Genomic DNA, 23,966 nt, shown 5'->3' with positions numbered 1-23,966 from the left:
ACGCCGCATTACGACAGGAGAAAGTCATGAGTACCCAAAAACCGGGTTTACACCCGCGTAACCGTCATCATAGTCGCTACGATCTTGAGGCGCTGTGCCAGGCCGTTCCCGCACTGCGCGATTTTATTACCCTCAGCCCGGCGGGCGAGCAGACTATCAACTTCGCTGACCCGCTGGCGGTGAAGACGCTGAACAAAGCGCTGCTGGCGCATTTCTATGCGGTCAAAGAGTGGGATATTCCAGAAGGTTTTCTCTGCCCACCGGTACCGGGGCGCGCGGATTATATCCACCACCTGGGCGACCTGCTCAGCGATGAGAGCGGTAACGTAGTAAAAGGAGCCAACATTCTGGATATCGGCGTCGGCGCGAACTGTATCTATCCGCTGATTGGCGCGCATGAATACGGTTGGCGCTTCACTGGCAGCGAAACGCACGCTGAGGCATTTACCAGCGCGCAGGCTATTCTGAGCGCGAATCCATCGCTGAACCGCATGATCCGTCTGCGTCGCCAGAAGGATATGACGGCGATGTTCAACGGCGTGATCCACAAAAACGAACAGTACGATGCCACCCTGTGCAACCCACCGTTCCACGACTCTGCGGCTGCGGCACGTGCGGGTAGCGAGCGTAAGCGTCGTAACCTGGGTCAGGACCGTGACGATGCGCTGAACTTTGGCGGCCAGCAGCAGGAACTGTGGTGTGAAGGTGGGGAAGTGGCCTTTATCAAACAGATGATCGCGGAGAGCAAAGGTTTTGCTCGCCAGGTGATGTGGTTTACGTCGCTGGTATCCAAAGGCGAAAACCTGCCGCCGCTGTACCGCGCTTTGACCGATGTAGGTGCGGTGAAGGTCGTCAAAAAAGAGATGGCGCAGGGGCAGAAGCAGAGTCGCTTTATCGCCTGGTCGTTTATGGATGACGAACAGCGTCGTCGTTTCCTGGCGCGCAAACGCTAAGAAAAAACGCCGTTTATCCCAAGGGAATAAACGGCGTTAGCATCAGGAGACGTGCTGCAGGAATTCTTGCAGACGCTGGCTTGGTGGGTTCTTCACCAGCTCCTGCGGGTTGCCATCCTCGGCAATCCGGCCTTTATCAATAAAGATCAGACGAGATGCCACTTTCTCGGCAAAACCGATTTCATGGGTCACGATGACCATCGTCATGCCTTCTTCCGCCAGATCCTGCATCACCTTCAGCACCTCATGGCGCAGTTCCGGGTCAAGCGCCGACGTAGGCTCATCGAACAGCATCATCTTCGGTTTCACCGCCAGCGCACGGGCAATGGCTACGCGCTGCTGCTGGCCGCCGGAAAGCTCAGAAGGGTAGTGATGAGCACGCTCGGCAAGGCCGACCTTCGCCAGCAGATCTTTGGCCAGCGTCTCCGCAGCGGCCTTATTAAGACCACGCACGCGGGTTGGGCCAAACATCACGTTCTCCAGCGCTGTCAGGTGTGGGAACAGATAGAACTGCTGGAACACCATGCCCGCTTCCTGGCGAATCAGGCGTTCGTCCACTTTCGGGTCGTTGACCTTCAGACCATCGACGATCAGGTCACCGCTGGTTATCTCTTCCAGCTTGTTGATGCAGCGCAGCAGCGTCGATTTACCGGAACCGGATGGCCCGATAATCACCACGACTTCACCCTGCTTGACGTTGAGATCGATGTTATGCAGCACCTGGGTTTGGCCAAAGTGCTTAGAGACGTTTTTAAATTCAATCACAGGATTTTCATCCTTCTTTCAAGAACGCGGAGCACGATGTTGAGTACCTGCGTGATAATGAGGTAGATAACGCCAACAGCGGTCCAGATTTCCAGCGCGCGGAAGTTCCCGGCGATAATTTCCTGACCGCTGCGGGTCAGCTCTGCGGCACCGATAACGATAAACAGCGAGGTATCTTTGATACTGATGATGAGCTGGTTGCCGAGCGCGGGCAGCATGCGGCGCAGGGCCAGCGGCATAATCACGTGACGAATGGTTTCGCGGCGGGAAAGACCAAGCGCGAGACCGGCTTCGCTGAAACCTTTATGGATCGACAGCACCGAGCCACGGGTGATTTCGGCAATGTAGGCGCCGGAGTTGATCATGATGGTGATCACCGCTGCGGTGAAGGTGTCGATGCGAATATCCGGGAAGGCCATCGGCAGGGCGAAGTAGATATACATCACCTGCACGACGATCGGCGTACCGCGGATCACTTCAATGAACACGAGGGCAATGTGGTTAGCAATCCAGCCGCCGTAGGTGCGGGCCAGGCCCGCCAGCAGACCGATAATAATACCGCCTGCCAGGCCAAGGATCGAAATCCACAGAGTCATTTTGGCGCCGTCCAACAAAATTGGAATGGCTGGCCAGATGACGCTCCAGTCAAACTGCATGATGTATTCCTGTATACCGTGGTGAAAATAAAAAATGAGTCAACGTGTGCTGACTAAAATTGTAGGCCCGGTAAGCGCAAGCGCCACCGGGCGTTACAGAACCTGAACAGTCAGGTGGGTTTATTTAGGTTCAGTACCGAACCATTTTTTGTAGATTTCGTTGTAGGTGCCGTTCTCGCGCAGCGTTTTCAGCGCGCCGTTAACTTTGGTGCGCAGCTCGTCGTTGCCTTTAGAGAACGCAATACCGTACTGCTGCGCTTCCAGAGATTCGCCTACCGCTTTGAACTGACCGTTACCGGCAGTTTTGATGAAGTAGAGAATGTTTGGCGTATCGTGCAGCACCGCGTCAGCGCGGTTGGTGCCTAATTCCATGTACGCGTTATCGATGTTCGGGAACTGACGCAGGTCTTTGGTTTTGATGTTGGCTTTCGCGTAATCAACAGAACCGGTACCGCTCTTCACGGCAACCACTTTGCCGTCGAGATCTTTCACGCTTTTAATGTCGTTGTTGTTGGCTTTCACCATCACCAGCAGGCCGCTTTTGTAGTAGCCGTCGGAGAAGTCGACCGCTTTTTTACGTTCGTCGGTAATGGTAATGCCTGCCAGCGCCAGGTCGATATTTTTGGTCTGCAGCGCGGGGATAATGCCGCTAAAGTCCATTGGCTTCAGGGTGTAATCCAGCTTCAGTTCTTTCGCAATCGCGGCCCACAGATCGATATCAAAGCCGACGTACTTGTCGCCTTGTTTGAATTCAAACGGAACGAACGCCGTGTCCGTTGCCACAACCAGTTGCTTGTCTGCAGCATGAGAAGAAACTGCAAAAGCCAGGGTGAGTGCAGCCAGTGAAACTTTAAACATAGACTTCATAGCATTTCCTTTTATATCCACGGGGCGATCCCCTGCGAGAACAATCGGTATATGAAAAAATCGTGCCAACATTACAATTCATTGTTTATCAACAAATAATGCTTTTGGCTTTGCACAATTTCGGCAGGATAAATGTCCATATGCACCATAAAGGGGCACCAAAGTAGTGCGTGAAAAGGATGTTGTTAAGTATGGTGATTTTTAGCGCAAACGTAGGGGAGAAAACAATCTTTTATTAACGATTGTGTGAGGTGATTATTACAATTGATTTACTTTGGCGGGGTTTATAACCGTTGTTGTGCACTTTTTTGGTGCGAAAGCCTTCCCGCCGGGCGACGGGAAGGAGACCGGTTTTCCTTAAGGTTATTCAATATTCGCTTCGATGAACCACAGGAATTTGTCGAGATCGCGAGACGCGGCGGTGAAAATGTCTGCGGTATCTTCATCTTTTGCTTCGCTAATGGCTTTACGCACGTCGTTAGCCACGATGGCGTAGCGTTCGGCCAACGCTTTCAGGTGGTCCTGCACGCTGGTGATATCCAGCGGATAGCTTTTCAGCGGGGTCTGGGCATTGATAACCTGAGTGGTCCCGAGCGCAATACCGCCGAGCTGCACGGCACGTTCTGCCATGGTGTCCAGATGATCGGTCAGTGCAGTACGGAAGCCGTCGAGCATCTCATGAACGGCGATAAAGTTGGCGCCGCGCATGTTCCAGTGCGCCTGTTTGGTAATCAATGACAGATCGATAAACTGCAGAACCTGACGATTGAGTAACGCAACGGTCGCCTGTTTTTCGCTATCCGGAACGTCGTTACGCGTATAGAGCAGATGGGCATTTTTCGTTTTAACCAGTTTTGCAGTACTCATAATCATATATCCTCTTGATCTGATACACCTATAAAGTCGTGTGTATCTGCGTCCTCATGAATTAACGAAAACAAGTATAGCACCGTCACCGGAACGGTATTTTCTGATTCTGCCTATAGGTTTGATAGTAACGGCAATGGATTTAATATTCTTCATTTAAAACAGATGGTTATAATATTTATTGCGGGGTGGTAATATTTTTAGGACTGTTTTATTGATATGAAATAAAAAATTATGCAATCGCATGGGGTTATTATGCATAGTGGCGTGCACTATGCATAATATAAAAAACTTAACTGACATCGACCTCTTTAATTTTACTTTCCTGCCGCATGGTTAGCGTTGAACCCATCGACGCAATAATAATGGCACCCATCGCCAGCGTCTGATTGAAGGTCAGCATCTCGCCGAGAAAAACCATCCCGGAGAGAGCGGCCAGCGCCGGTTCCATGCTCATCAACGTCCCGAAGGTTCGCGTCGGCAAACGGGTGAGGGCAATCATCTCCAGCGAGTAGGGCAGCGCTGTGGAGAGCACGGCGATAGCAAGCCCCAGCGGTAATATCGACCAATGCCACAGCGCGTCCGTTGCCTGCAATGCTCCCAGCGGCACAAACACGATGGCCGCAATCAGCGAGCCCATGGCCACCGTTGCCGGGCCATGCTCTTCACCGGCACGTCGTCCGCTCAGAATATACACCGCCCAGCCTGCACCGGCACCCAGCGCCAGCAGTGCGCCGGTTAAATCAACGTGCGCCACATCCTGGCCCAGCGGCAGCAGGAACCAGAGACCGGCGACTGCCAGAATCACCCAGATAAAGTCGATCGGGCGACGCGAGGAAAAAAGCGCCACCGCCAGCGGGCCGGTAAACTCCAGCGCCACCGCGATACCCAGCGGAATACGCTGCAACGATAAATAGAAGAGGTAGTTCATGGCGCCTAGCGAAAGGCCATAAAAGATCAGCGGCAGTCGCTGTTCTTTGGCAAAGCGCAGTCGCCAGGGCTTAAACACCACGACGAGGATTAGGGTGCCTAACGCCAGACGTAACGCGGTAACGCCAGGAGCACCGATCAGAGGAAACAATGATTTAGCCAGCGAAGCTCCGCTCTGGATAGAGACCATTGAGATAAGAATAACGAGTATGGGTAACCATGACGGTACCTTGCGGGGCGTGCCGGGCATCTTCTTCCTGTCAGCTTTTGTCAAAAGAGGTAAAACCGGCAGTGTAATTGAAATAGTCGGCTACGGTTGAGGGATTGTTGAAAAAAAAGTGTCATGGAAGGGGTAGAATTTCTTCAGTCGAGGACATTTTGGCCTGTCAAACCAGGAATAATCTGGAAAAATTAACCTGGATTTTACCGACGTAGAGATAAGACTTAAGGTAAAAATATGTGGTTAATGAAAGGGATAGCGATAGATGGAAACAAAGTGTTACATCATTGATGCCCTTAGACAGCGTTTGGCCGAAAGAGTTTCTTAACAATTTTTGATATATTTAAAACTTAGGATTTATTAGAAGCACATTTGAGGTGGTTATGAAAAAAATTGCATGTCTTTCAGCACTGGCCGCTGTACTGGCTATCTCCGCAGGTACTGCCGTAGCTGCAACTTCTACCGTTACTGGTGGTTACGCTCAGAGCGATATGCAGGGCGTTGCTAACAAAGCGGGCGGTTTCAACCTGAAATACCGCTACGAAGAAGACAACAGCCCACTGGGTGTGATCGGCTCCTTCACCTACACGGCTAAGAGCGACACTCAGAACGACTTCTACACTAAAGGTCAGTACTACGGCATTACTGCTGGTCCTGCTTACCGCATCAACGACTGGGCTAGCATCTATGGCGTAGTCGGCGTTGGTTACGGTAAAGCACAGTACAACCAGTTCCCAGAAAACAACAACAGCACCAGCGACTACGGTTTCTCCTACGGTGCTGGTCTGCAGTTCAACCCGATCGAGAACGTCGCTCTGGACGTATCCTACGAGCAGTCTCGCATTCGTAGCGTTGACGTAGGTACCTGGATCGTGGGTGCAGGTTACCGCTTCTAATCACTTCGGTGATGTAAAAAAGGGGTCTTGATGACCCCTTTTTTTATGTCCATTTTTCAGCAGGCTAGCAGCCTGCCGCGATGTAATCCCCGTTAGCGCTGATAGGAATGACCGTTAAAAACAGCACGGTTGCAAAGAGAATCAGCATCACGCCTCCGGCCACTTTAATTGCCGGCATCACCCAACGCTGTCCCGCCGCGCCGCCAAAAAAGGCGACCGTCCGTTCGCGCGCATAGCGTACGGCAAGCGATAGCCCAAGAATAGACAGCGCTGTACCAAAGGCCATTGTCATCACTGCCGCAATCCCCCAACTGACAATACCGAGCGCATTGGCGAACATCAGAATCATAATCGCGCCGCTGCACGGTCGGGCACCGATCGCCAGAATGACCCCCAGACGGGTTTTCCAGTCGCTTTGCGTCAGCGCGGCCCCCACGCCGTGGTGCCCGCAGCCGCACTGTTCATCGTGCTGGTGCAATGGTTTGAGCGATGAGATGGTCATTTTGCGCGGGCGCAGGCTTTTCAGCGCCTGATAGATAACGAATAACCCAAACGCACCAATCATGACCGCGCTGATTTTTTCAACGTACCAGCGACTGGTGCTGAGATCGCCGGAGGCCAGGTTAAAGCCCACCGCCAGAATAAAGACAAACAGAATCGCGCTGATGCCCTGCATCAGGCTGCCGATAAAGGGCACCACGCGGGCGGCAACCAGGCTCTCACGGTTGGTACTGAGATAGGTCGTGACGATAAATTTGCCGTGTCCTGGCCCAACCGCATGCAGCACGCCATAGAAGAACGCGCCGGTTAAAAGCCATAACCCACCGCTGTATTCGTGATTATTGAGCTGGAGTAAATACATCACCAGATAGCGGTGTAGGGTGATTTGCGTCGCCAGACACCACTGAATAAAGGCGTTCCAGTGGGTGTGCAGGCTGAATGCGGTAGCGAGGAAGAGCAGCAGCATCAGCCCGGCAGTAGGAATACGCCAGTCGCGCGTAAGACGTTGTGCGATCATCATCAGGCTCGCGGTGAGAGGAGTTGAGAACAGTATAGTAATGCAGAGTCTGGCGGGTTTGCTATCCGCCCGCAGGATTTCACAGCGAGCGGATAGCAAGAGCAGGGCAGGAGTGAATTAGCTTTTGGGATCAAATAGATCTGTTTTCAGCGTGTCGTAGTCTACTTTTTGTAACTGGAAGTTGGTGATGTAGACCTTGCCAGCTTTCTGCGAAGAGACGAAGCGGTACTTCGGCACGATCTCCTGGGTCTGGATCCCCGTCCACTGGGAGAAGAAGCTTAGGAAATCATTAGCAGAACGGCGCGCCTTGATGACGTTGTGCTTTTTGTCATCGCTGGACAGCACCATAAACGGCACCTGGAAGTTCTGCTGGTACTTATCATCATGCGCCAGATACTGCACCGCTTTACCGCGCTCTTTAAACGCCAGCCCATGGTCGGAGAAATAGACCATGGAGAAGCTATCCGTATTGCGACGCAGCTGATCGTACAGTTGGCTGAGCAAGCTGTCGGTTTGTGTCATGGTATAGAGGTAGCATGATGTTTCTTTTGACTGCACAAACTGCGCATATTTGCCCTGGGTGCGGTCGCAGGCCTGCGGATGGGAACCCATCAGGTGCAGCACAATCAGCTGCGGCTGGCTACGGGCGGTCGACAGAACCTGCTCGGTCATTTTCAGCAGCGCTTCGTCGCGAGTATTTTTGTCCGCTTCGAAATCACCGTTTTTCAGGAAGTGCACTTCATCCGCGCGTTTGGCGATACTGGCAATTGCCGTATCGTATTCACCAATCTGCCCCTGGTTGGAGAACCACCAGGTCTGGAAGCCCGCACGGTTGGCGAGGGTGACGAAGTTATCCTGGTATAGCGGTTTACCATCCACCACGCGGTTCAGGGTCAGCCCCAGCGATTTCTGCGTTGAGCCGCTGGCGGCAATATAGTTGGTGAACAGGTTGCCGTTCACCGAACTGGCAAACGGTGTATTGTCCCAATGGCCGCCAAACGCGCCCAGCGCATCGCGGCGCGCGCTTTCGCCAATCACCACCACGTAGGTGTGATATTTCGGCTTCACGGCGAGCACATTCCAGGTGTCTTTCATATTGGAAAGCTCAGCCATGCGCCGCTGCTCGTCAATCACCTCGTTGTTGTTCACGATGATGTCTTTGACGAAACGGAAGGCCGGGTAGCCGGTATCTCTTAGTTTAAAGCCCCAGCCGGTCATCTGGTTTTGAATCGGCTGGACGAAGAACACACCGATGCAGAACACCAGGCACAGCGTTTCCATCATTCCCCAGCGCTTTTTGTCGGTGACTTTACGGCGAACGGCAATGACCCCGAGCGCAAAAATAAACAGGCCAACGAGGTAGCTGTACCACGGGAAGATGGTGAAGATTTCCGTCGACTCTTCGACGTTGGTGGAGTGCAGCGCCAGCAGGGTGTTGAAGTTCGGTGCGCCATAGGCCTGGCTAAAGGGGAAATAGAGCGCCCCTACCAGAGAATAAACCCCCAGAATGACCTTCTGCGTTTTCGGCACTGTGCACCACAGCAAATGCAGGACGCCGGTAAAGGCGACGGCATAGAGCAGGCTAAAGGGATAGCCCAGCGCCAGGTTAATCAGGATCGATTGTAAAAAATAAAATCCCGTCCACGGGCTCAGGGCAAGCCCACGTGCAGCGAGGGTTTCTTTCAGGGTTAGATTCATAGATAGCAACTATAAAAACGCCATGCGCATCCCCTGGCGTCAAGGGGTCTTTATTGGCCAGACAATGCGTGAAGAGGGGGAAGCAAAGTACAGGGCTGCGCAAAGATAAAGCGTGCTTATTATTGGGTCAACTACTGATAACGAATTGTTTTGGGAGGAGGATTGCAAAACCAGAAAATAATCGGGGTTTTTGGGCGAAATAGGGTAGGTTGCCACCGAATTGTGACGGAAAGATGAAGCGGCGATGCGCTCGCCGCTTAGCGGGACGGAGTGTCCTGTTGCGGTTTATTGTTGAACAGGTCGCACAGCATACCGATCAACATTAACCGGACTTTAAAAGGAGAATGACTAAACACGCTAATACACCTCTTGAATTCGTTCATGGTTCCTCCTGCGATTTGGCCCGTCATTCCGTGATGGGCGTTTGCATTACATACAGATATAGCACAGGCTATATTTTATAGCTATGGCTAAAACGTTAAATTTTTGTGCTCGGGTCACAATCCATTACAATGGGCCCACTTGATATGACGCGTTCAGGCGTCACACAGATGAGGAAGTGCTATGAGCCGCCGCGCAGGTACGCCAACAACAAAAAAAGCGACGCAGCTGGTTAACGTTGAAGAACACGTCGAAGGGTTCCGTCAAGTGCGTGAAGCGCATCGTCGGGAGCTGATTGATGACTATGTTGAGCTAATTTCTGATTTAATCCGCGAAGTAGGGGAAGCGCGACAGGTGGATATGGCCGCCCGTCTTGGCGTCTCGCAGCCGACGGTGGCGAAAATGCTTAAACGTCTTGCTGGCGTAGGGCTGATTGAACAGATCCCATGGCGTGGTGTATTCCTGACGCCGGAAGGGGAGAAGCTGGCGCAGGAGAGCCGCGAGCGTCATCAGGTGGTGGAGAACTTCCTGCTGGTGCTGGGCGTCAGCGCCGATACCGCCCGCCGCGACGCGGAAGGCATTGAACACCATGTCAGCGAAGAGACGCTGGACATGTTCCGCCAGTTTACCCAGAAACACGGGCAATACGTGGAATGAACCTCCCTTTTATACGGTCGCTCGCCCGCGACCGTTTTCTGCATCTGCTGATTATCGTCGGCGTACTGCTGAGCTTTTTCGTTCCCTTCACGCCATCACGCTGGCCTGCGGCCATTGATTGGCACACCATCATTACCCTGAGCGGCCTGATGCTGCTGACCAAAGGGGTAGAGCAGAGCGGTTATTTTGATGTCCTCGGACGCAAAATGGCGCGTCGCTTCGCCACCGAGCGGCAATTGGCACTGTTTATGGTGCTGGCGGCAGCGCTGCTCTCAACGTTTCTCACCAACGACGTGGCGCTGTTTATCGTGGTGCCGCTGACCTTAACGCTGAAAAAATGGTGTGCGTTGCCGATTAATCGGCTGATTATTTTCGAAGCGCTGGCGGTTAACGCCGGGTCGCTGTTAACGCCTATCGGTAATCCGCAGAACATCCTGTTGTGGGGGCGCTCTGGCCTGTCGTTCCCGGCGTTTACCCTGCAAATGCTGCCGCTAGCGCTGGCGATGATGGCTACGCTGCTGGCGCTATGTTGGTTTTGCTTCCCGGCGAAAAGGCTGCAGTTTCAGAGCAGTGACATCACACCGAGCTGGCAACCGCGGCTGGTGTGGAGCTGCCTGGCGTTCTACCTCGTCTTTCTTACCGCACTCGAAATGAAGCAGGAGCTGTGGGGCCTGGCGTTTGTGGCCGTCGGATTTTTGATTCTGGCGCGACGCGTCGTGTTCGGTGTGGACTGGACGCTGCTGCTGGTGTTTATGGCGATGTTTATCGACGTACACCTGCTGACCCAGCTTCCCGCGTTGCATCAGGTGTTGAGCGGGGTGAGCGGGTTGTCTGATGCGCCGCTCTGGCTTACGGCGATTGGGCTGTCGCAGGTTATCAGTAACGTCCCATCAACCATCCTGCTGCTCAACTACGTGCCGCCGTCGCTGCTGCTGGCGTGGGCGGTAAACGTCGGTGGCTTCGGGTTGCTGCCCGGCTCGCTGGCGAACCTGATTGCCCTGCGCATGGCGGCGGACCGACGCATCTGGTGGCGCTTCCACCTGTACTCTATTCCGATGCTGCTGTGGGCGGCGGCGGTAGGGTACGGGCTGCTGTTGATCCTTCGCTGATCTTTCCCCGGCGGGCCGGGCTACATTTGAAGCGCCGCCGGGAAAAAACCTCTCCGACTCACAAAAAACGATCTCCAGGGTTGCGCGCTTTTTCATCTTTGCGTTATATGACTAGTCATGAAATTTAAATGACTAGTCATATAGGAGCCGAACCATGAAACCATCACTGCCCGCCAACTTCCTTTGGGGCAACTCTGTTTCCAGCATGCAAACCGAGGGCGCCTGGAATGAAGGCGGCAAGGGGATGTCGGTATACGATATTCGCGAACCGAAAGAGTTCGCCTCTGACTGGAAGGTGGCGACGGATTCTTATCATCGCTATGAAGAAGATTTCGATTTAATGAAAGACCTGGGCATGAACTGCTACCGCTTCCAGATTGCCTGGAGCCGCGTGTGCCCAACCGGCGACGGCGAGTTCAACGAAGAGGGCCTTGCCTTTTACGATCGTTTTATCGATGCCCTGATTGAACGCGGCATTGAGCCGATGATCTGCCTGTACCACTTTGATATGCCGCTGGCGATGGCAGAAAAATACAACGGCTTTACCGACCGTCGCGTGATGGACGCGTTTATCCGCTACGGCAAAAAAGTGATCGACTGCTTCGGTGACAAGGTGACCTGGTGGCTGACCTTTAACGAGCAGAATCTCTACCATATGCCGGAAACGTTCCTGATCTCCGGCTATATGCGCGGCGACAAAACCCTGCGCGAGCTTTATGAAATCCAGCACCACGTGATGATGGCCCACGCGCATCTCACCAATTACTTGCATGAGACCAAACCGGGCAAGCTGATGGGTGGTATGCTGGCGCACGCTCAGGTTTATCCGGCCACCTGTAAGCCGCGCGATGTGTTCTGCGCCCAACAACTGGATGAGTTCTTCAACCAGAACCTGCTGCGTGCCTTTGCGGGCGAGGGCTACAGCCCGGAAGTGATGCACTTCGTTAAGCAGTCCGGCTTTGATGACATCTATCGCGAGGAAGACCTGGCGGTGCTGGCGACCATGAAAAACGATTACATGGCCTTCAGCTACTACGCCAGCCGCACCCTCAACAGCGACGCTGTTCCGGAAGGCACGGCGGTGAACAATTATATGCTGTTTGGCGACACGCCGAACCCGCACCTGAAAGCGACGGAGTGGAACTGGCAGATAGACCCGCTCGGTTTTCGCAGTATTATTACGCGCTATTACAATGACTGGCGTCTGCCGGTATTCCCGATTGAGAACGGCATTGGGGTGATCGAATCCTGGGACGGCGAACATATCATCGAAGATGACTATCGTATTGCCTATCATCGTGACCATATCAACGCCATGAAAGCGGCGATGTTTGAAGATGGCGCGCAGGTCATTGGCTATCTTGGCTGGGGGCTGATTGATATTCTGAGCTCGCAGGGAGATATGCGTAAACGTTACGGCGTGGTCTACGTCAACCGTGAAAACCACGATTTAAAAGACCTGAAGCGTGTGCCGAAGAAAAGCTATGAATGGCTGAAAAAGGCGATTCATAGCAACGGCGAAGAGATGTAATAACAGGAGTGGGTCATGGCGGCGAAATACATCGCGATAGCGCGGGAAATTAAAAAACGAATTATCAGTCGGCAGTATTCCGCCTCTGAACCATTGCCCGACCAGTTTGCACTGGCGGCGGAGTTCGGTACCAGCCGGATGACCATTCAGCAGGCTATGCGCCAGCTGATCGTCGAAGGGCTGGTGTATACCCGTCAGGGCCAGGGCACGTTTGTGCGTAAGAATTTCCTACAGCTTTCACAGTGGGACGTTCCCGGCGCCGACTACTCCGGGGCCACCGAAACCTGGGAGCATCTTGGCACCGTGGAAAGCCAGGTCATTCGCTTTGAACTGCGTTTTCCTACGGAAAAAGAGCAGGCTTCGCTGCTGGTTAACGCCGATGCGCCGGTCTATGACTTTGTCCGTCTGCGTCAGCTCAACGGCGAGCCGCTGTCGCTGGATATGACCGTGATGCCGGTGTCGCTGGTGCCGGGGTTAAGCAAAACGCATCTTGAAAGTTCGGTGTTTCGCTATGTGCAGGAAAATCTGGGTCTGAAGATGATGGGATCGTATCGGGTGGTGCGGGCAATCAAACCCGATGCGCTCGATCAGCAGCATCTAAGCTGCGAGCCCGGCGACCCGGTGCTGGAGGTGGAGCAGGTTATTTACCTGGATGACGGCACGCCGCTGGAGTACGCGCACTGCCACTATCGCTACGATCATGGCGGCATAGTGATAGTGAATAACGGATAAAAAAATGGCGGGTAATTAACCCGCCATTTTTATTTCGTCAGGCAATTAGTTCAGACGAACTGGCATACCGGAACGGTTTTTAACCGCCTGGTCAACGATGCTCTGGTCAACGTCAGCCTGGCTGGTCACGCTCTGCACCGCTTTAGTCAGCACAACCGGAACGGTTTCGCCGCCTTCAAACTGGGCTTCGGTGGTAGACAGTGGGTTGTGAACTTCCATAAAGCGGCTGCCGTCTGGTTCGGTGGTCACTTTTACAGGCTCATCAATGAACTGTACGCGAGTACCGACCGGCACGTTCTGGAACAGGAACTTGATGTCTTCGTTACGCAGACGTACGCAGCCGTGGCTTACGCGCAGGCCAATACCGAAGTTGGCGTTGGTACCGTGGATAGCGTACAGACGGCCGATATACAGCGCGTACAGACCCATCGGGTTATCCGGGCCAGCAGGAACGACGGCTGGCAGCGGGTTACCGGCTGCGGCATATTCAGCGTGCATTTTCGCCGTTGGGGTCCAGGTTGGGCCCGCTTTCTTACGTTCTACCTTGGTGGTCCAGTTGATAGGCGTATCTTTGCCCAGCTGGCCGATACCGATTGGCAGCACGATCACGGTGTTGGTGCCCTTCGGATAGTAGTACAGACGCATTTCTGCGCTGTTAATGACGATACCTTCATGCACGGTGTCCGGCAGGATCAGCTGCTGAGGAATGTTCAGCACGCTACCGCCTTTCGGCAGGTAGGTATCCACGCCAGGGTTAGCTTCCAGCATGTTAGACAGACCCATCTGGTACTGGGCCGCGAAGTATTCCAGCGGTTGCTTATTGTCTTCAGGAATGGTGATTACCTGATTCTGACCGACAATGCGGCTTCCATCGGTTGGCAGCGGGTAGGTTACCGCCGATGCCGAATTACAGAAGCCTACGACAGCAAGCGCCGCAGCGAAAAGCGTAGTTAATTTCATGTTCATGTTGTGCGAGGTATCAGTGCCATTACAGCGGTTGTTTGAGAATTCAGACTGTTGGTAGGAGCGCATTATATGTGCATTCCTCCCCGCAGGGAATTCGGATGTGTACGAAATCACATTTTTTTCACTTGAGTTACAGTTTAGTCACTGGCGAAGGCGGGCGCTTTTTATTCGGAATTGTGGCAGAATAGGCGGTTTGTCACATTCTTCAGGATACTCCCGTGTTAGTTACCAGCAACGTTACCATGCAGTTTGGCAGTAAGCCGCTGTTCGAAAATATCTCCGTCAAATTTGGCGGCGGCAACCGTTACGGCCTGATTGGCGCAAACGGGAGCGGCAAATCTACCTTTATGAAAATCCTCGGCGGCGACTTAGAACCGACGCTGGGCAACGTTTCCCTCGATCCGAACGAACGTATCGGTAAGCTGCGTCAGGATCAGTTCGCCTTCGAAGAGTACTCCGTACTCGATACCGTGATCATGGGTCACGGCGAACTGTGGGAAGTGAAGCAAGAACGCGACCGTATCTACGGTCTGGCTGAAATGAGCGAAGAAGACGGCTACAAAGTGGCTGACCTCGAAGTGCTTTACGGCGAAATGGACGGTTACTCTGCGGAATCACGTGCGGGCGAACTGCTGCTGGGCGTGGGCATTCCGCTGGAGCAGCACTATGGCCTGATGAGCGAAGTGGCTCCGGGCTGGAAACTTCGTGTGCTGCTGGCGCAGGCGCTGTTCTCTAATCCAGACATTCTGCTGCTCGATGAACCGACGAACAACCTGGACATCGACACCATCCGCTGGCTGGAGCAGACGCTGAACGAACGCGACAGCACCATGATCATCATTTCGCACGACCGTCACTTCCTGAACATGGTCTGCACCCACATGGCTGACCTCGACTACGGCGAACTGCGCGTGTACGCCGGTAACTACGACGAATACATGACCGCAGCGACCCAGGCGCGTGAACGTCTGCTGGCCGACAACGCCAAGAAAAAAGCGCAGATTGCTGACCTGCAGTCCTTCGTGAGCCGCTTTAGCGCCAACGCCTCTAAATCTCGTCAGGCGACCTCTCGTGCCCGTCAGATTGACAAAATCAAGCTTGACGAAGTGAAAGCCTCCAGCCGTCAGAACCCGTTCATCCGTTTCGAACAGGAGAAGAAACTGTTCCGTAACGCGCTGGAAGTCGAAGCGCTGACCAAAGGTTTTGATAACGGCCCGCTGTTTAAAAACTTCAACCTGATGATGGAAGTGGGCGAGAAGATCGCCATTATCGGTGCCAACGGCGTCGGTAAATCCACCATGCTGAAAACCCTGGTTGGCGAACTGGCACCAGATAGCGGTACCGTGAAATGGTCCGAGAACGCCAACATTGGCTATTACGCGCAGGATCACGCCGAAGATTTCGATAACGATCTCTCCGTGTTTGACTGGATGAGCCAGTGGAAACAGGAAGGCGACGATGAGCAGGTCGTGCGTGGCTTCCTTGGCCGTCTGCTGTTCAGTCAGGACGATATCAAGAAGCCTGCGAAGGTGCTGTCCGGTGGTGAGAAGGGCCGCATGCTGTTTGGTAAGCTGATGATGCAGAAACCAAACATTCTGGTGATGGATGAACCAACCAACCACCTGGATATGGAATCTATCGAATCTCTGAACATGGCGCTGGAAATGTATCAGGGCACCCTGATCTTCGTTTCCCACGACCGTGAGTTCGTGAGCTCGCTGGCGACCCGCGTGATTGAAATTACCCCTGAGCGCGTGGTGGACTTCAGCGGCAACTACGAAGATTACCTGCGTAGCAAAGGCGTGGAGTAATCTTTTCGTCGGCGCCATCCCGGCGTCGCGATGCTCGGCCGGGCTACAATAAACGTAGCCCGGCCGAGGCGTTTACGCCGACGCCGGGGACTCTCCGGCGCGGGTATTACTGCCATTCATTTCCTTCTTCGCCGTTAATCAACAGCCGACGTTTTTCCCCTTCCGGCAGCGTTACCTTCAACGCCTTCCACGCCGGACGATAATCGCCGCGCGCATTGACCTTCAGATCAATGGTACTGCCGGTGCAGACCATCTCCCACTCCAGCCACAGCGCGTTGCCCTGCTGGTATCCCCACGACTCGCCGTCATCCTCAAACAGCAGACCGGACGAACTGCCCACGCCTTTCAGCGGGTACAGCTTCAGCTCGCGCTGCGTATCCTCGGCGGCGTTAACAAAGGTAATGCGTTCGCTCATGGGAATACCTGCCCCGGCGCGAACCAGCAACGGCAGTTTCTCCAGCGGTGCATCAACCGTTATCCACTGACCGCCGCTGAACCACTCGCTGGTGTAAAAATCGTACCAGCCGGTCTCGTTATCCGGCAGCCAGACGCGGCGCTCGCGCTCGCCTGCTTCGACGACGCTGGCGACCAGAATATCGCGACCGAGCAGGAAATCGTCGCACTCCGCAAACGTCTGTTCATCGTGCTCGTGATCGAGGAACGTAGGGCGCAGCATTGGCTCGTCGTCGGCGTGCGCCTGCCACAGCAGGGTGTAGAAGTAGGGCAGCAGGCGGTAGCGCAGTTCAATGGCGCTGCGGATGGCTGGCGTGATGGCGGGGTACATCCACGGTTCGTTGACGGTATGGTCATCGTTCCAGGAGTGGATGGTAAAGCGTGGGTGCATCACGCCGTTTTGTACCCAGCGCACAAACAGTTCCGGGTCTGGTTTATCGCCGGAAAAACCACCGACGTCATGACCGAGGTTGTAGAGGCCAGATAGGCTCATGCCCAGCCCCATGCGGGTGTTGTAGCGCAGGGTATCCCAGTTGGTGCGGTTATCGCCGCTCCAGGTCTGCACGTAGCGCTGCATCCCGGCGCAGCCAGAGCGGGAAATCAGGTATGGTCGCTTGTTCGGTGCAAAGCGCTGCTGGGCTTCCATTGAGGCTCGAATCATCAGCAGCGGCATTACCGGGCGAATATGCTTGATGGCAATCTCTTTGCCAAATCCGTGGCAGCGCGCTTCGCCGTCCCAGACTTCAAACTCGTTGTTATCGTTCCAGGTGGAGTCGATGCCCATCTCCAGCAACTGGTTGGTGACGCCGTTCTGCCACCAGACCACGGTCTGCGGGTTGGTGAAGTCGAGGTGTGAGCCTTCGTCATCCCAGAAGCTGGAACGTTCCGGGCCGTCGCTTTCGGAATCGCGAATAAACAGCGACTGTTCCGCCACCTCGCCGTAGCGCGGGTGATCCTGCAGCAGACACGGCTTAATGTTCGCTGCCAGGTGCAGCCCGGCGTCGTGGAACGCCTGGCTCATCACCTTCGGCTGCGGCACCTTATCGTCGTTCCAGTTGAACACGTAGCGCTTGCCGTTAATCGAGGTGTAGCCGGAAGAGAGTTGGAACGAGTCGCACGGAATCGCATGCTCGTCGCACAGCCGAATAAAGTTCATCAGCTGATTCTGCGCGTCCGGCGCGTCGGTGTAGTGCATGGTGGAGCCGCTGTAGCCGAGGCTCCATTTTGGCCCGAACAGCGTTTTACCGGTTAAGCGGACGAAGGCTTTGGTCACGTCGAGCACGCGTTCGCCGGTAAACAGGTAGTAGTCGATATCCCCGGCCTCGGCCTGCCAGCGGCGGTAGGCGGTGTGGTAGTTGTCGATCTCGTTGCCGAGATCCAGCCAGCAACTGCTGAGGTTGTCGTAAAACAGCCCGAAGCTCACGTCATCGCGACGGGTGATGGTAAACGGAATGTGTTTGTACAGCGGGTCGGTGCTGACCGCGTTATAGCCCATCGCATCGAGGTTACGCATCTCATAGCGTTTGCCGGTGCGCTGCAGGTCACCCGCTTTATCGCCGAGGCCATAAAAACGTTCGTCCTTGCGGCGGCTCTGGTAGTGCGCTACGCCGTCGCCGTGGGCGTTGACCAGGTAGGCGCTAGTCGGGCGGTCATTCACCAACGGCTGCCACTCGCCCTCGGCGTTACGGTAATGCCATTCGATCCACAGCGGCTGGTGGACGGTAGCACGCAGGGATTCGGTCGCCACCTTCACGGTGTCGTCCTGCTGGCTCAACGTCCAGGCCGGTAGGGTAAAACCGCTGAGATCCTCACGGTCACGTCCTTCCCACGGCACATCCTGCGCTGGCGCGATACTCCAGGTGCGGTCCAGCGCCAGCTCGCCTTTGCGTTTTAACAGCACGCGGAACAGATTCTCCTCCAGCACGTACAGGCACAGCGTGTGCTGGCCGTCGACCAGCAGCTCGACGTGATGGGTTGACTGTTTTTGCAGGGTCCAGTTTTTCAGCGTTTTCATATCTACATCCACTCTCAGGCGCGTTTTGCGCGACGTTCAGCAATAAAGGAAACCAGGAAGATGGCGCCAATCAGGTCGAAGAAGCCCATGGCGATAAACAGCGGGTTGAAGCCGATTTTGTCGGCGGTCACCCCGATAATCAGGGAAAAGATGAAGCTCGCGATCCACGCGGCGGATCCACGCATGCCGTTCACGGTTGCCATCTGGCCCTTATCGAACGACTCCACCACTAGGGCACTCAACATGCAGGAGATGATCTGGTGGCCGAAGCCGCCAATCGACATCAGCACCACGGCGACGATAGGATCTTTGGTCAGTGCGACCACGGCGAGTGACACCATCAGGAACGCGCCGGTCACGGAGCTTGCCACGGTGGAGTTGACGCGTGAGCAGCCAAACAGACGGACATACAGGCGGGTTAAGTAACCGCTGGCGACGCTGCCGAGGTCGGCGGCGAGGAACGGCAGCCAGGCGAACAGGGCGATCTGCTTGAGATCCATGTTGTACTGTTTGGCGAAGTAGAGCGGCATCCAGAAGCTGAATACGGCCCAGGCCGGTTCCGCCATAAATGCCGGAATGGCAATACCGTAGAAGCGTTTGTTTTTGCCGACGGTTTTCAACGCGGTGAGGAACGGCAGCTTGACCGGCGGCGCTTCGTTATCCTGGCGGATATAGTCCAGTTCGGCCTTGCCCAGGTTCGGGTGTTTGTCCGGGTTATGGTAGAACACCCACCACAGCACCACCCACGCCGCTGCCAGCACGCCGGTAAACATAAATGCGCCCTGCCAGCCGAAGGAGGCATGGGCAAAGTAGATAATCGGTGGCGCCAGCATCGCGCCGATAGAAAAGCCTACGCCCGCCCATCCTGCCGCTACCGGGCGCTCGGATTTCGGGAACCACTCGCCAATCGTCTTGGCGTTTGCCGGGGTTGCCGCCGCTTCCGCGCCGCCCATAAAGAAGCGTAACAGCGCCAGATGCACCCAGTTACCGGCTCCCGCATGCAGCAGGCAGGCCAGTGCCCACAGACTGGCGCAGATCATAAAGCCCAGTTTGAGGCCAATTACGTCAATCAGCCAGCCGCACAGCGGCTGGAACAGGGTGTAGGCAATCTGGAAGGCCCCGACAATCCACGAATACTGTTCGGTGGTGATCCCAAGGCTGGTTTTCAGCTCCGGGGCCAGAATACCCAGCGAGTTGCGGGTGATGTAGTTGACGGTCACACCAAGTAAAAAGAGGACCAGCATCCACCAGCGCAGGTTTTTCACTACGCGGCGCGTTTTGCTGACGGCCATATCATTATTGATACCCTGGCTCATAGGGTTCTCCACAGGATGATGTAGGGGACGGTGCGCCAACTGCGTGGGGGGAGTTGTCACACCACTTTTATTAAGATTTTGATTGTTATCGTTTTTGTTTTTGTTCACTTCCACCGTTCTTGTATGGAAGTTGTTCTACCAATTCACAGTAGGAGACAATAAAAGCGGGGGAAAGCGGGTTTTGTGCACGTTTTTTCATAACTGGCTGATATAGATTACGTACAAGCATTCAAATCCCGTCAGCGTGCGGTTCTTATGTCATGAAAATTCTTTCATTTCTGAATTAGAGGCGGATCACATAATGGAAAAGAAGCTAAAAATCGCGGAAATTGCCATGCGAACTGGGCTCTCCGCCAGCACCGTTTCGCGGGTATTAGCAGGGAAAGCCAACACCAGCGACCGTGCCCGAGAAAAGGTGCTGGCCTGTGCGCGTGAACTGGGGGTAATGGACGGCATGGCAGCAGGCCGCATGTTGCTGAACAACCTGATAATTTTTGCGCCGCCAAGGGCGTTTGACGAGCGTTCGGATATCTTCTACTACCGTGTGATTCAGAGCATCAGCAAGGCGCTGGCGCCGCACGAGGTGCGCCTGCGCTATTGCCCGCTGGAAGAGAACGACGGTGACCCGATGCTATTTTTGTCACGTATGAATGAACCGGAGACGCAGGCGGCCATTCTGTTGGGTATCGACGATCCGCATATTCACGATCTGGCGGCCGATCTCGGCAAGCCCTGCGTGCTGATCAACTGCCGCGACGATCGTATGCGATTACCTGCTATCGCGCCGGATCACCGCACGATCGGCGCGTTTGCCGCCCGTTATCTGTTTGAAATGGGCCACCGCGAGGTGATGAACGTGATGTGCCTGCGCCGCTACACTATGGAGCAGCGACTGGCGGGCATTAAAGAGTCGTGGCGGCAGCACAACCTCGTTTTTCAGCATGAGCGTGACCTGCTCAATATCGGCAGCTTTAGCGCCAAAGGGGCGGAGGAAAAGGTGGGGGCGTGGCTCGACGCGCTGGGCAGCCGTCCGATGCCAACGGCGTTCCTGGTCGGCGGTGATTTTATGGCGGCGGGCACTATCAACGCGCTGCGTCAGCGCGGGCTGCGCGTGCCGCAGGATGTTTCGGTGATGAGCATCGACGGCTTTAACCTGGCGGCGATTGAAGATGTGCCGCTAACGGCGGTTCACGTTCCGCGTGATGAGCTGGGCGTTGAGGTGGTGCAGATGCTGCAACAGCGCTTAATTCGCCCGAATGCACCGGTGGGTTCACTGCTGTTGCACGGGCGGCTGGCGGTGCGGGAGTCGGTCAGGCGGGTGCGCCCCGGGAAAGGGCACACCGCCGTAGAGCGGGAAGGGCTGTACGACAATCAGCCGTCGATACCGAGCGCCCGTTTACCGTGAATGTTAAGGTCGGCGAGGGTGAAACGCCCTTGCCAGTCGGCTTCGTAATCTTCGCGCGGGAAGTCGCCAGGCGAGGCACCGCGCTCCAGCGCAGCCTTCACCTTATGGGCGTAGGCGAGGTTTTTCGCACACATCGGTGCCGCTGGAATATACATCACGTTGCCCCAGCCTTGCTGATTCTCGACCGGTGCTACCGAGTGAATCACGTCGCAGTGCCACCATACTGAATCCCCGGCCTCAATGGCAGGAATGGCGGTCAGCGCGCTGATTAACAGCGGGTGCCACTTCTCGGAAATCGGCAGTACTTTCCCCGGCGCGACGCCGCACAGTTCATCGTCCGGCACGTCATCCAGCAGTGGACGTAGCAGCACATAGGCCATCGCTTCTGGAATCGGCACGACGTGCAGCAATCCCTGATCGGGAATCATATCGGAGAGCGCCGTCCAGCCCTGGAAGGTGCGGAATACCGAGCATTTGGTGGTGTTATCGACGGTGTACTCTTCCACATCAGTGCGGTGCGCGGCGTTCCACGGATCGTACTGTTCAATATTGCCGTTAAACACGTTGGCAAACACCTGCTGGTAGGCCGGTAGCAGCCAGCGCTCCAGCGCACCAGAATCAGTATGCGCGCCCAGACCTTTAGAGGTGGTGCCCGGCGGGCGGCGGCGAATACGATCCGGGTAGATAACGCTGATATCCGGGTTAAACCACTGCTTACCGTCGCTTTCCACCTGCCACAAACGGTTCAGGAATGACTGCGCTTGCGCCATTTCCGGGCTCTGGCGGGCCTGCATCTGCGCCTGTGACCAGTAGATGGGGTAAATCTCCGGGCGTGAGGCATCAAGCGACCCGAAGAAGGTGTCGCCGGGACCTTTGTAGACATCGTCAAAGTGATTGAGGTCGAGGTAGTCTAGCATCGAACGATCCCAGGCTAATGCCTGTTCGCGAGGGAAATGACCTTTGATCACCGCACAGCCGCGACGCTTCACCTCAGCGCGGGTGGCTTCCGTTATCTTTCCGGCCGCGAGTTCGGCATACGGGATCTCCGGCCATACCGGCTGACCCTCAGCCTTCAGTGCGTTAATTTCCGCCACGCGGGCTTCAATGGTGGCGCTCAGGCGGTCGAACACCGCCTGCACATCGCCAATCTGGGCGCGCAGCGCCTGCTTCATCTGGCGAATCGCCGCTTTCGGGTCGGCGGGCAGCGTTTCGTGGGTAAAGGACATCGTCATATCAACCTCGCAATCTTTCATTCGAAAGTAAAATGCATTACAGGTGATACTTTAAGTTAAAATAAGGTTAATGCAAGTTTAAATTCTTGCGTTCGATCACGAAGGGGAAAAGTCGCCAGGCCGAGCGTAGCGACGCCGGGAAGGCACAAGATCTGGAAATGGGGAGAATCCCCGGAGTCGGCGCTGTGCGCCTCGTCCGGGCTATCTTCAGGAAGAGAAAGGCGCGGTGCTATCCAGCACGGCCTGAATCACATTCAGCGCGCCGTCGTGGTTGTTATCGTCGGTCTGATAGTCGGCGATGGCTTTAATGCTCTCGCCCGCGTTGCCCATTGCGAAGGCGTACTTCACAAGCTTAAGCATTTCGGCATCGTTGCCGCTGTCGCCAATCGCCACGCACTGCTGTGGCGAAAGCTGCCAGCGTTTCAGCAGTCGGCTGATGCCGTTGGCTTTGTGAAGGCCAGGAATAATGAGATCGACAAAGCCGAAGCCGCTGGTGACGGGCTTCATAATGCCGTCGAGGGAGACGTGCAGCTTATCAATCAGATCGGGAATGTCGCTATCCGGCAGGTTCAGCGAGAACTTGAACATTTTGTCATCGACGTCGTGGAAGTTCGCTACGCGCTTTAAGCGGTAGTAGTGTTTGGACATCAGCTCGACCAGCGCATCTGGCGCGCTCTCGCTGATGTAGGCGCTTTCCAGACCGCAGGCGACGAAGTACATCTGCGGGTCTTTCAGCAGCTCACCAATCACCACCTGGTACTCATGCTTCGTCAGCTCACCGTGGAAAAGCTGCTGCCCGTGTTCGTAAACCAGCGCGCCATTTTCAGCGACAAAAGAGATGCGGTCACGGATTTCAGGGAAGAAGGTAATCAGCTGGTAATACTGGTTGCCGCTGGCAACGACGAATTCAATGCCACGCTGTTGAAGCTGTTCAAACTGCGCCAGAAACCGCGAACGGTCGTAGGTCTTGGCGTCATTAAGAAAAGTTCCGTCCATGTCTGTGACGATAACTTTAACGGTCATGCGGGATGCTCCTGGAGTAACTTCGGCCAGAAACAATTTAATTACAATGTGAGCTAAAGCACAAATTTATTTCATTCGAAAGAAAACCCGGGGTCACTGCGGTACAAACCGGAAACATAGGTAACACTTTAGACCGGATACATGGGTAACAGTTATAACTGGCATAGAAGAGGAGACTCGCTATGCCCTGGACTGAGACCCGACCTATGCAAAAAACAAAAAAAGCTCGCCGAAGCGAGCTTTTTGAAAATGGCTGGGGTACGAGGATTCGAACCTCGGAATGCTGGTATCAGAAACCAGAGCCTTACCGCTTGGCGATACCCCAACGGGTGCGTCCACAAAAGTGAACGACTTTTTGAAAATGGCTGGGGTACGAGGATTCGAACCTCGGAATGCTGGTATCAGAAACCAGAGCCTTACCGCTTGGCGATACCCCAACAATTTTTTTTCGAATGTATCGATAACT

General features: G+C 54.8%; 21 protein-coding genes and 2 tRNA genes. 8 read left to right on the top strand and 15 right to left on the bottom strand.

The annotated features are described in order from the left end of the window. Positions 1 to 26: 26 nt before the first annotated feature. A complete protein-coding gene (gene rlmF / locus FHC49_RS01620; RefSeq protein WP_220438366.1) occupies positions 27 to 953 on the top strand; it encodes a 23S rRNA (adenine(1618)-N(6))-methyltransferase RlmF in 927 nt (308 codons plus the stop codon). A gap of 42 nt (positions 954 to 995) precedes the next feature. Here rlmF and glnQ read toward each other — a convergent pair whose 3' ends face one another. The 5 genes from glnQ to rhtA form a co-directional block, all read right to left on the bottom strand. Further along, complete coding sequence (gene glnQ / locus FHC49_RS01615; RefSeq protein ID WP_185666689.1) at positions 996 to 1,718, bottom strand: glutamine ABC transporter ATP-binding protein GlnQ; 723 nt, start codon at positions 1,716 to 1,718, stop codon at positions 996 to 998. Further along, complete coding sequence (gene glnP, locus FHC49_RS01610) at positions 1,715 to 2,374, bottom strand: glutamine ABC transporter permease GlnP (RefSeq protein ID WP_185666688.1); 660 nt, start codon at positions 2,372 to 2,374, stop codon at positions 1,715 to 1,717. Before glnP ends, glnQ begins: the two co-directional genes overlap by 4 nt. 120 nt (positions 2,375 to 2,494) lie before the next feature. Further along, a complete protein-coding gene (gene glnH / locus FHC49_RS01605; RefSeq protein WP_185666687.1) occupies positions 2,495 to 3,241 on the bottom strand; it encodes a glutamine ABC transporter substrate-binding protein GlnH in 747 nt (248 codons plus the stop codon). Positions 3,242 to 3,604: 363 nt separating this feature from the next. Then, complete coding sequence (dps, locus tag FHC49_RS01600; RefSeq protein ID WP_123651747.1) at positions 3,605 to 4,108, bottom strand: DNA starvation/stationary phase protection protein Dps; 504 nt, start codon at positions 4,106 to 4,108, stop codon at positions 3,605 to 3,607. Between the two features lie 292 nt (positions 4,109 to 4,400). Further along, on the bottom strand, positions 4,401 to 5,288 hold the full coding sequence (gene rhtA / locus FHC49_RS01595; protein ID WP_185666686.1) for a threonine/homoserine exporter RhtA: 888 nt from the start codon (positions 5,286 to 5,288) through the stop codon (positions 4,401 to 4,403). Between the two features lie 353 nt (positions 5,289 to 5,641). Between rhtA and ompX the strand changes: the two genes are divergently transcribed. Then, a complete protein-coding gene (gene ompX, locus FHC49_RS01590) occupies positions 5,642 to 6,154 on the top strand; it encodes an outer membrane protein OmpX (RefSeq protein ID WP_185666685.1) in 513 nt (170 codons plus the stop codon). Positions 6,155 to 6,218: 64 nt separating this feature from the next. Here ompX and FHC49_RS01585 read toward each other — a convergent pair whose 3' ends face one another. The 3 genes from FHC49_RS01585 to mntS all read right to left on the bottom strand — a co-directional run bounded on the left by FHC49_RS01585 (position 6,219) and on the right by mntS (position 9,253). Further along, positions 6,219 to 7,172 (bottom strand): nickel/cobalt transporter, encoded by a 954-nt coding sequence (locus FHC49_RS01585; RefSeq protein ID WP_220438665.1) that lies wholly within the window; start codon positions 7,170 to 7,172, stop codon positions 6,219 to 6,221. Positions 7,173 to 7,289: 117 nt separating this feature from the next. Beyond that, complete coding sequence (locus FHC49_RS01580) at positions 7,290 to 8,870, bottom strand: phosphoethanolamine transferase (protein WP_220438364.1); 1,581 nt, start codon at positions 8,868 to 8,870, stop codon at positions 7,290 to 7,292. Positions 8,871 to 9,127: 257 nt separating this feature from the next. Further along, positions 9,128 to 9,253, bottom strand: a complete 126-nt coding sequence (gene mntS, locus FHC49_RS01575) for a manganase accumulation protein MntS (protein ID WP_185666683.1) — start codon at positions 9,251 to 9,253, stop codon at positions 9,128 to 9,130. A gap of 181 nt (positions 9,254 to 9,434) precedes the next feature. Here mntS and mntR point away from each other — a divergent pair, with 181 nt between their 5' ends. The 4 genes from mntR to FHC49_RS01555 all read left to right on the top strand — a co-directional run bounded on the left by mntR (position 9,435) and on the right by FHC49_RS01555 (position 13,280). After that, on the top strand, positions 9,435 to 9,908 hold the full coding sequence (mntR, locus tag FHC49_RS01570; RefSeq protein WP_185666682.1) for a manganese-binding transcriptional regulator MntR: 474 nt from the start codon (positions 9,435 to 9,437) through the stop codon (positions 9,906 to 9,908). Continuing rightward, complete coding sequence (locus tag FHC49_RS01565; protein ID WP_220438362.1) at positions 9,905 to 11,017, top strand: anion transporter; 1,113 nt, start codon at positions 9,905 to 9,907, stop codon at positions 11,015 to 11,017. Before mntR ends, FHC49_RS01565 begins: the two co-directional genes overlap by 4 nt. A 154-nt stretch (positions 11,018 to 11,171) precedes the next feature. After that, positions 11,172 to 12,548, top strand: a complete 1,377-nt coding sequence (locus FHC49_RS01560; RefSeq protein WP_185666680.1) for a glycoside hydrolase family 1 protein — start codon at positions 11,172 to 11,174, stop codon at positions 12,546 to 12,548. 15 nt (positions 12,549 to 12,563) lie between these two features. Beyond that, complete coding sequence (locus FHC49_RS01555) at positions 12,564 to 13,280, top strand: GntR family transcriptional regulator (protein ID WP_220438360.1); 717 nt, start codon at positions 12,564 to 12,566, stop codon at positions 13,278 to 13,280. A 45-nt stretch (positions 13,281 to 13,325) separates the two neighbouring features. Here the strand turns inward: FHC49_RS01555 and ldtB are convergent, their stop codons facing one another. Then, on the bottom strand, positions 13,326 to 14,246 hold the full coding sequence (ldtB, locus tag FHC49_RS01550; RefSeq protein ID WP_220438663.1) for a L,D-transpeptidase: 921 nt from the start codon (positions 14,244 to 14,246) through the stop codon (positions 13,326 to 13,328). A 218-nt stretch (positions 14,247 to 14,464) separates the two neighbouring features. Between ldtB and FHC49_RS01545 the strand changes: the two genes are divergently transcribed. Beyond that, positions 14,465 to 16,057 (top strand): ABC-F family ATPase, encoded by a 1,593-nt coding sequence (locus FHC49_RS01545; protein WP_220438359.1) that lies wholly within the window; start codon positions 14,465 to 14,467, stop codon positions 16,055 to 16,057. Between the two features lie 106 nt (positions 16,058 to 16,163). Here the strand turns inward: FHC49_RS01545 and FHC49_RS01540 are convergent, their stop codons facing one another. After that, entirely contained in the window at positions 16,164 to 18,524 is a 2,361-nt protein-coding gene (locus tag FHC49_RS01540; RefSeq protein ID WP_220438357.1) for a TIM-barrel domain-containing protein, read from the bottom strand. A gap of 14 nt (positions 18,525 to 18,538) precedes the next feature. After that, complete coding sequence (locus FHC49_RS01535; protein WP_185666676.1) at positions 18,539 to 19,840, bottom strand: MFS transporter; 1,302 nt, start codon at positions 19,838 to 19,840, stop codon at positions 18,539 to 18,541. A gap of 301 nt (positions 19,841 to 20,141) precedes the next feature. Here FHC49_RS01535 and FHC49_RS01530 point away from each other — a divergent pair, with 301 nt between their 5' ends. Further along, positions 20,142 to 21,245, top strand: a complete 1,104-nt coding sequence (locus FHC49_RS01530) for a LacI family DNA-binding transcriptional regulator (protein ID WP_220438355.1) — start codon at positions 20,142 to 20,144, stop codon at positions 21,243 to 21,245. On the opposite strand, the gene FHC49_RS01525 is transcribed toward FHC49_RS01530, so the two are convergent. From FHC49_RS01525 to FHC49_RS01510, 4 genes are all read right to left on the bottom strand, one after another. Then, positions 21,212 to 22,477, bottom strand: a complete 1,266-nt coding sequence (locus FHC49_RS01525; protein ID WP_220438354.1) for a DUF1479 domain-containing protein — start codon at positions 22,475 to 22,477, stop codon at positions 21,212 to 21,214. The genes FHC49_RS01530 and FHC49_RS01525 overlap by 34 nt on opposite strands. 207 nt (positions 22,478 to 22,684) lie before the next feature. Beyond that, positions 22,685 to 23,500, bottom strand: a complete 816-nt coding sequence (locus tag FHC49_RS01520; protein ID WP_185666673.1) for a Cof-type HAD-IIB family hydrolase — start codon at positions 23,498 to 23,500, stop codon at positions 22,685 to 22,687. Positions 23,501 to 23,750: 250 nt separating this feature from the next. Further along, a tRNA-Gln gene (locus FHC49_RS01515) sits at positions 23,751 to 23,825 on the bottom strand. 37 nt (positions 23,826 to 23,862) lie between these two features. Beyond that, positions 23,863 to 23,937: transfer RNA gene (locus FHC49_RS01510), tRNA-Gln, on the bottom strand. Positions 23,938 to 23,966: the final 29 nt, after the last annotated feature.

Source organism: Kluyvera sp. EC_51, assembly GCF_019584505.1.
GTDB classification, from domain to species: Bacteria; Pseudomonadota; Gammaproteobacteria; order Enterobacterales; family Enterobacteriaceae; genus Kluyvera; species Kluyvera sichuanensis.
Note: the sequence above shows the minus strand (reverse complement) of the source record. Positions and strands in the feature narration are given on the sequence as shown.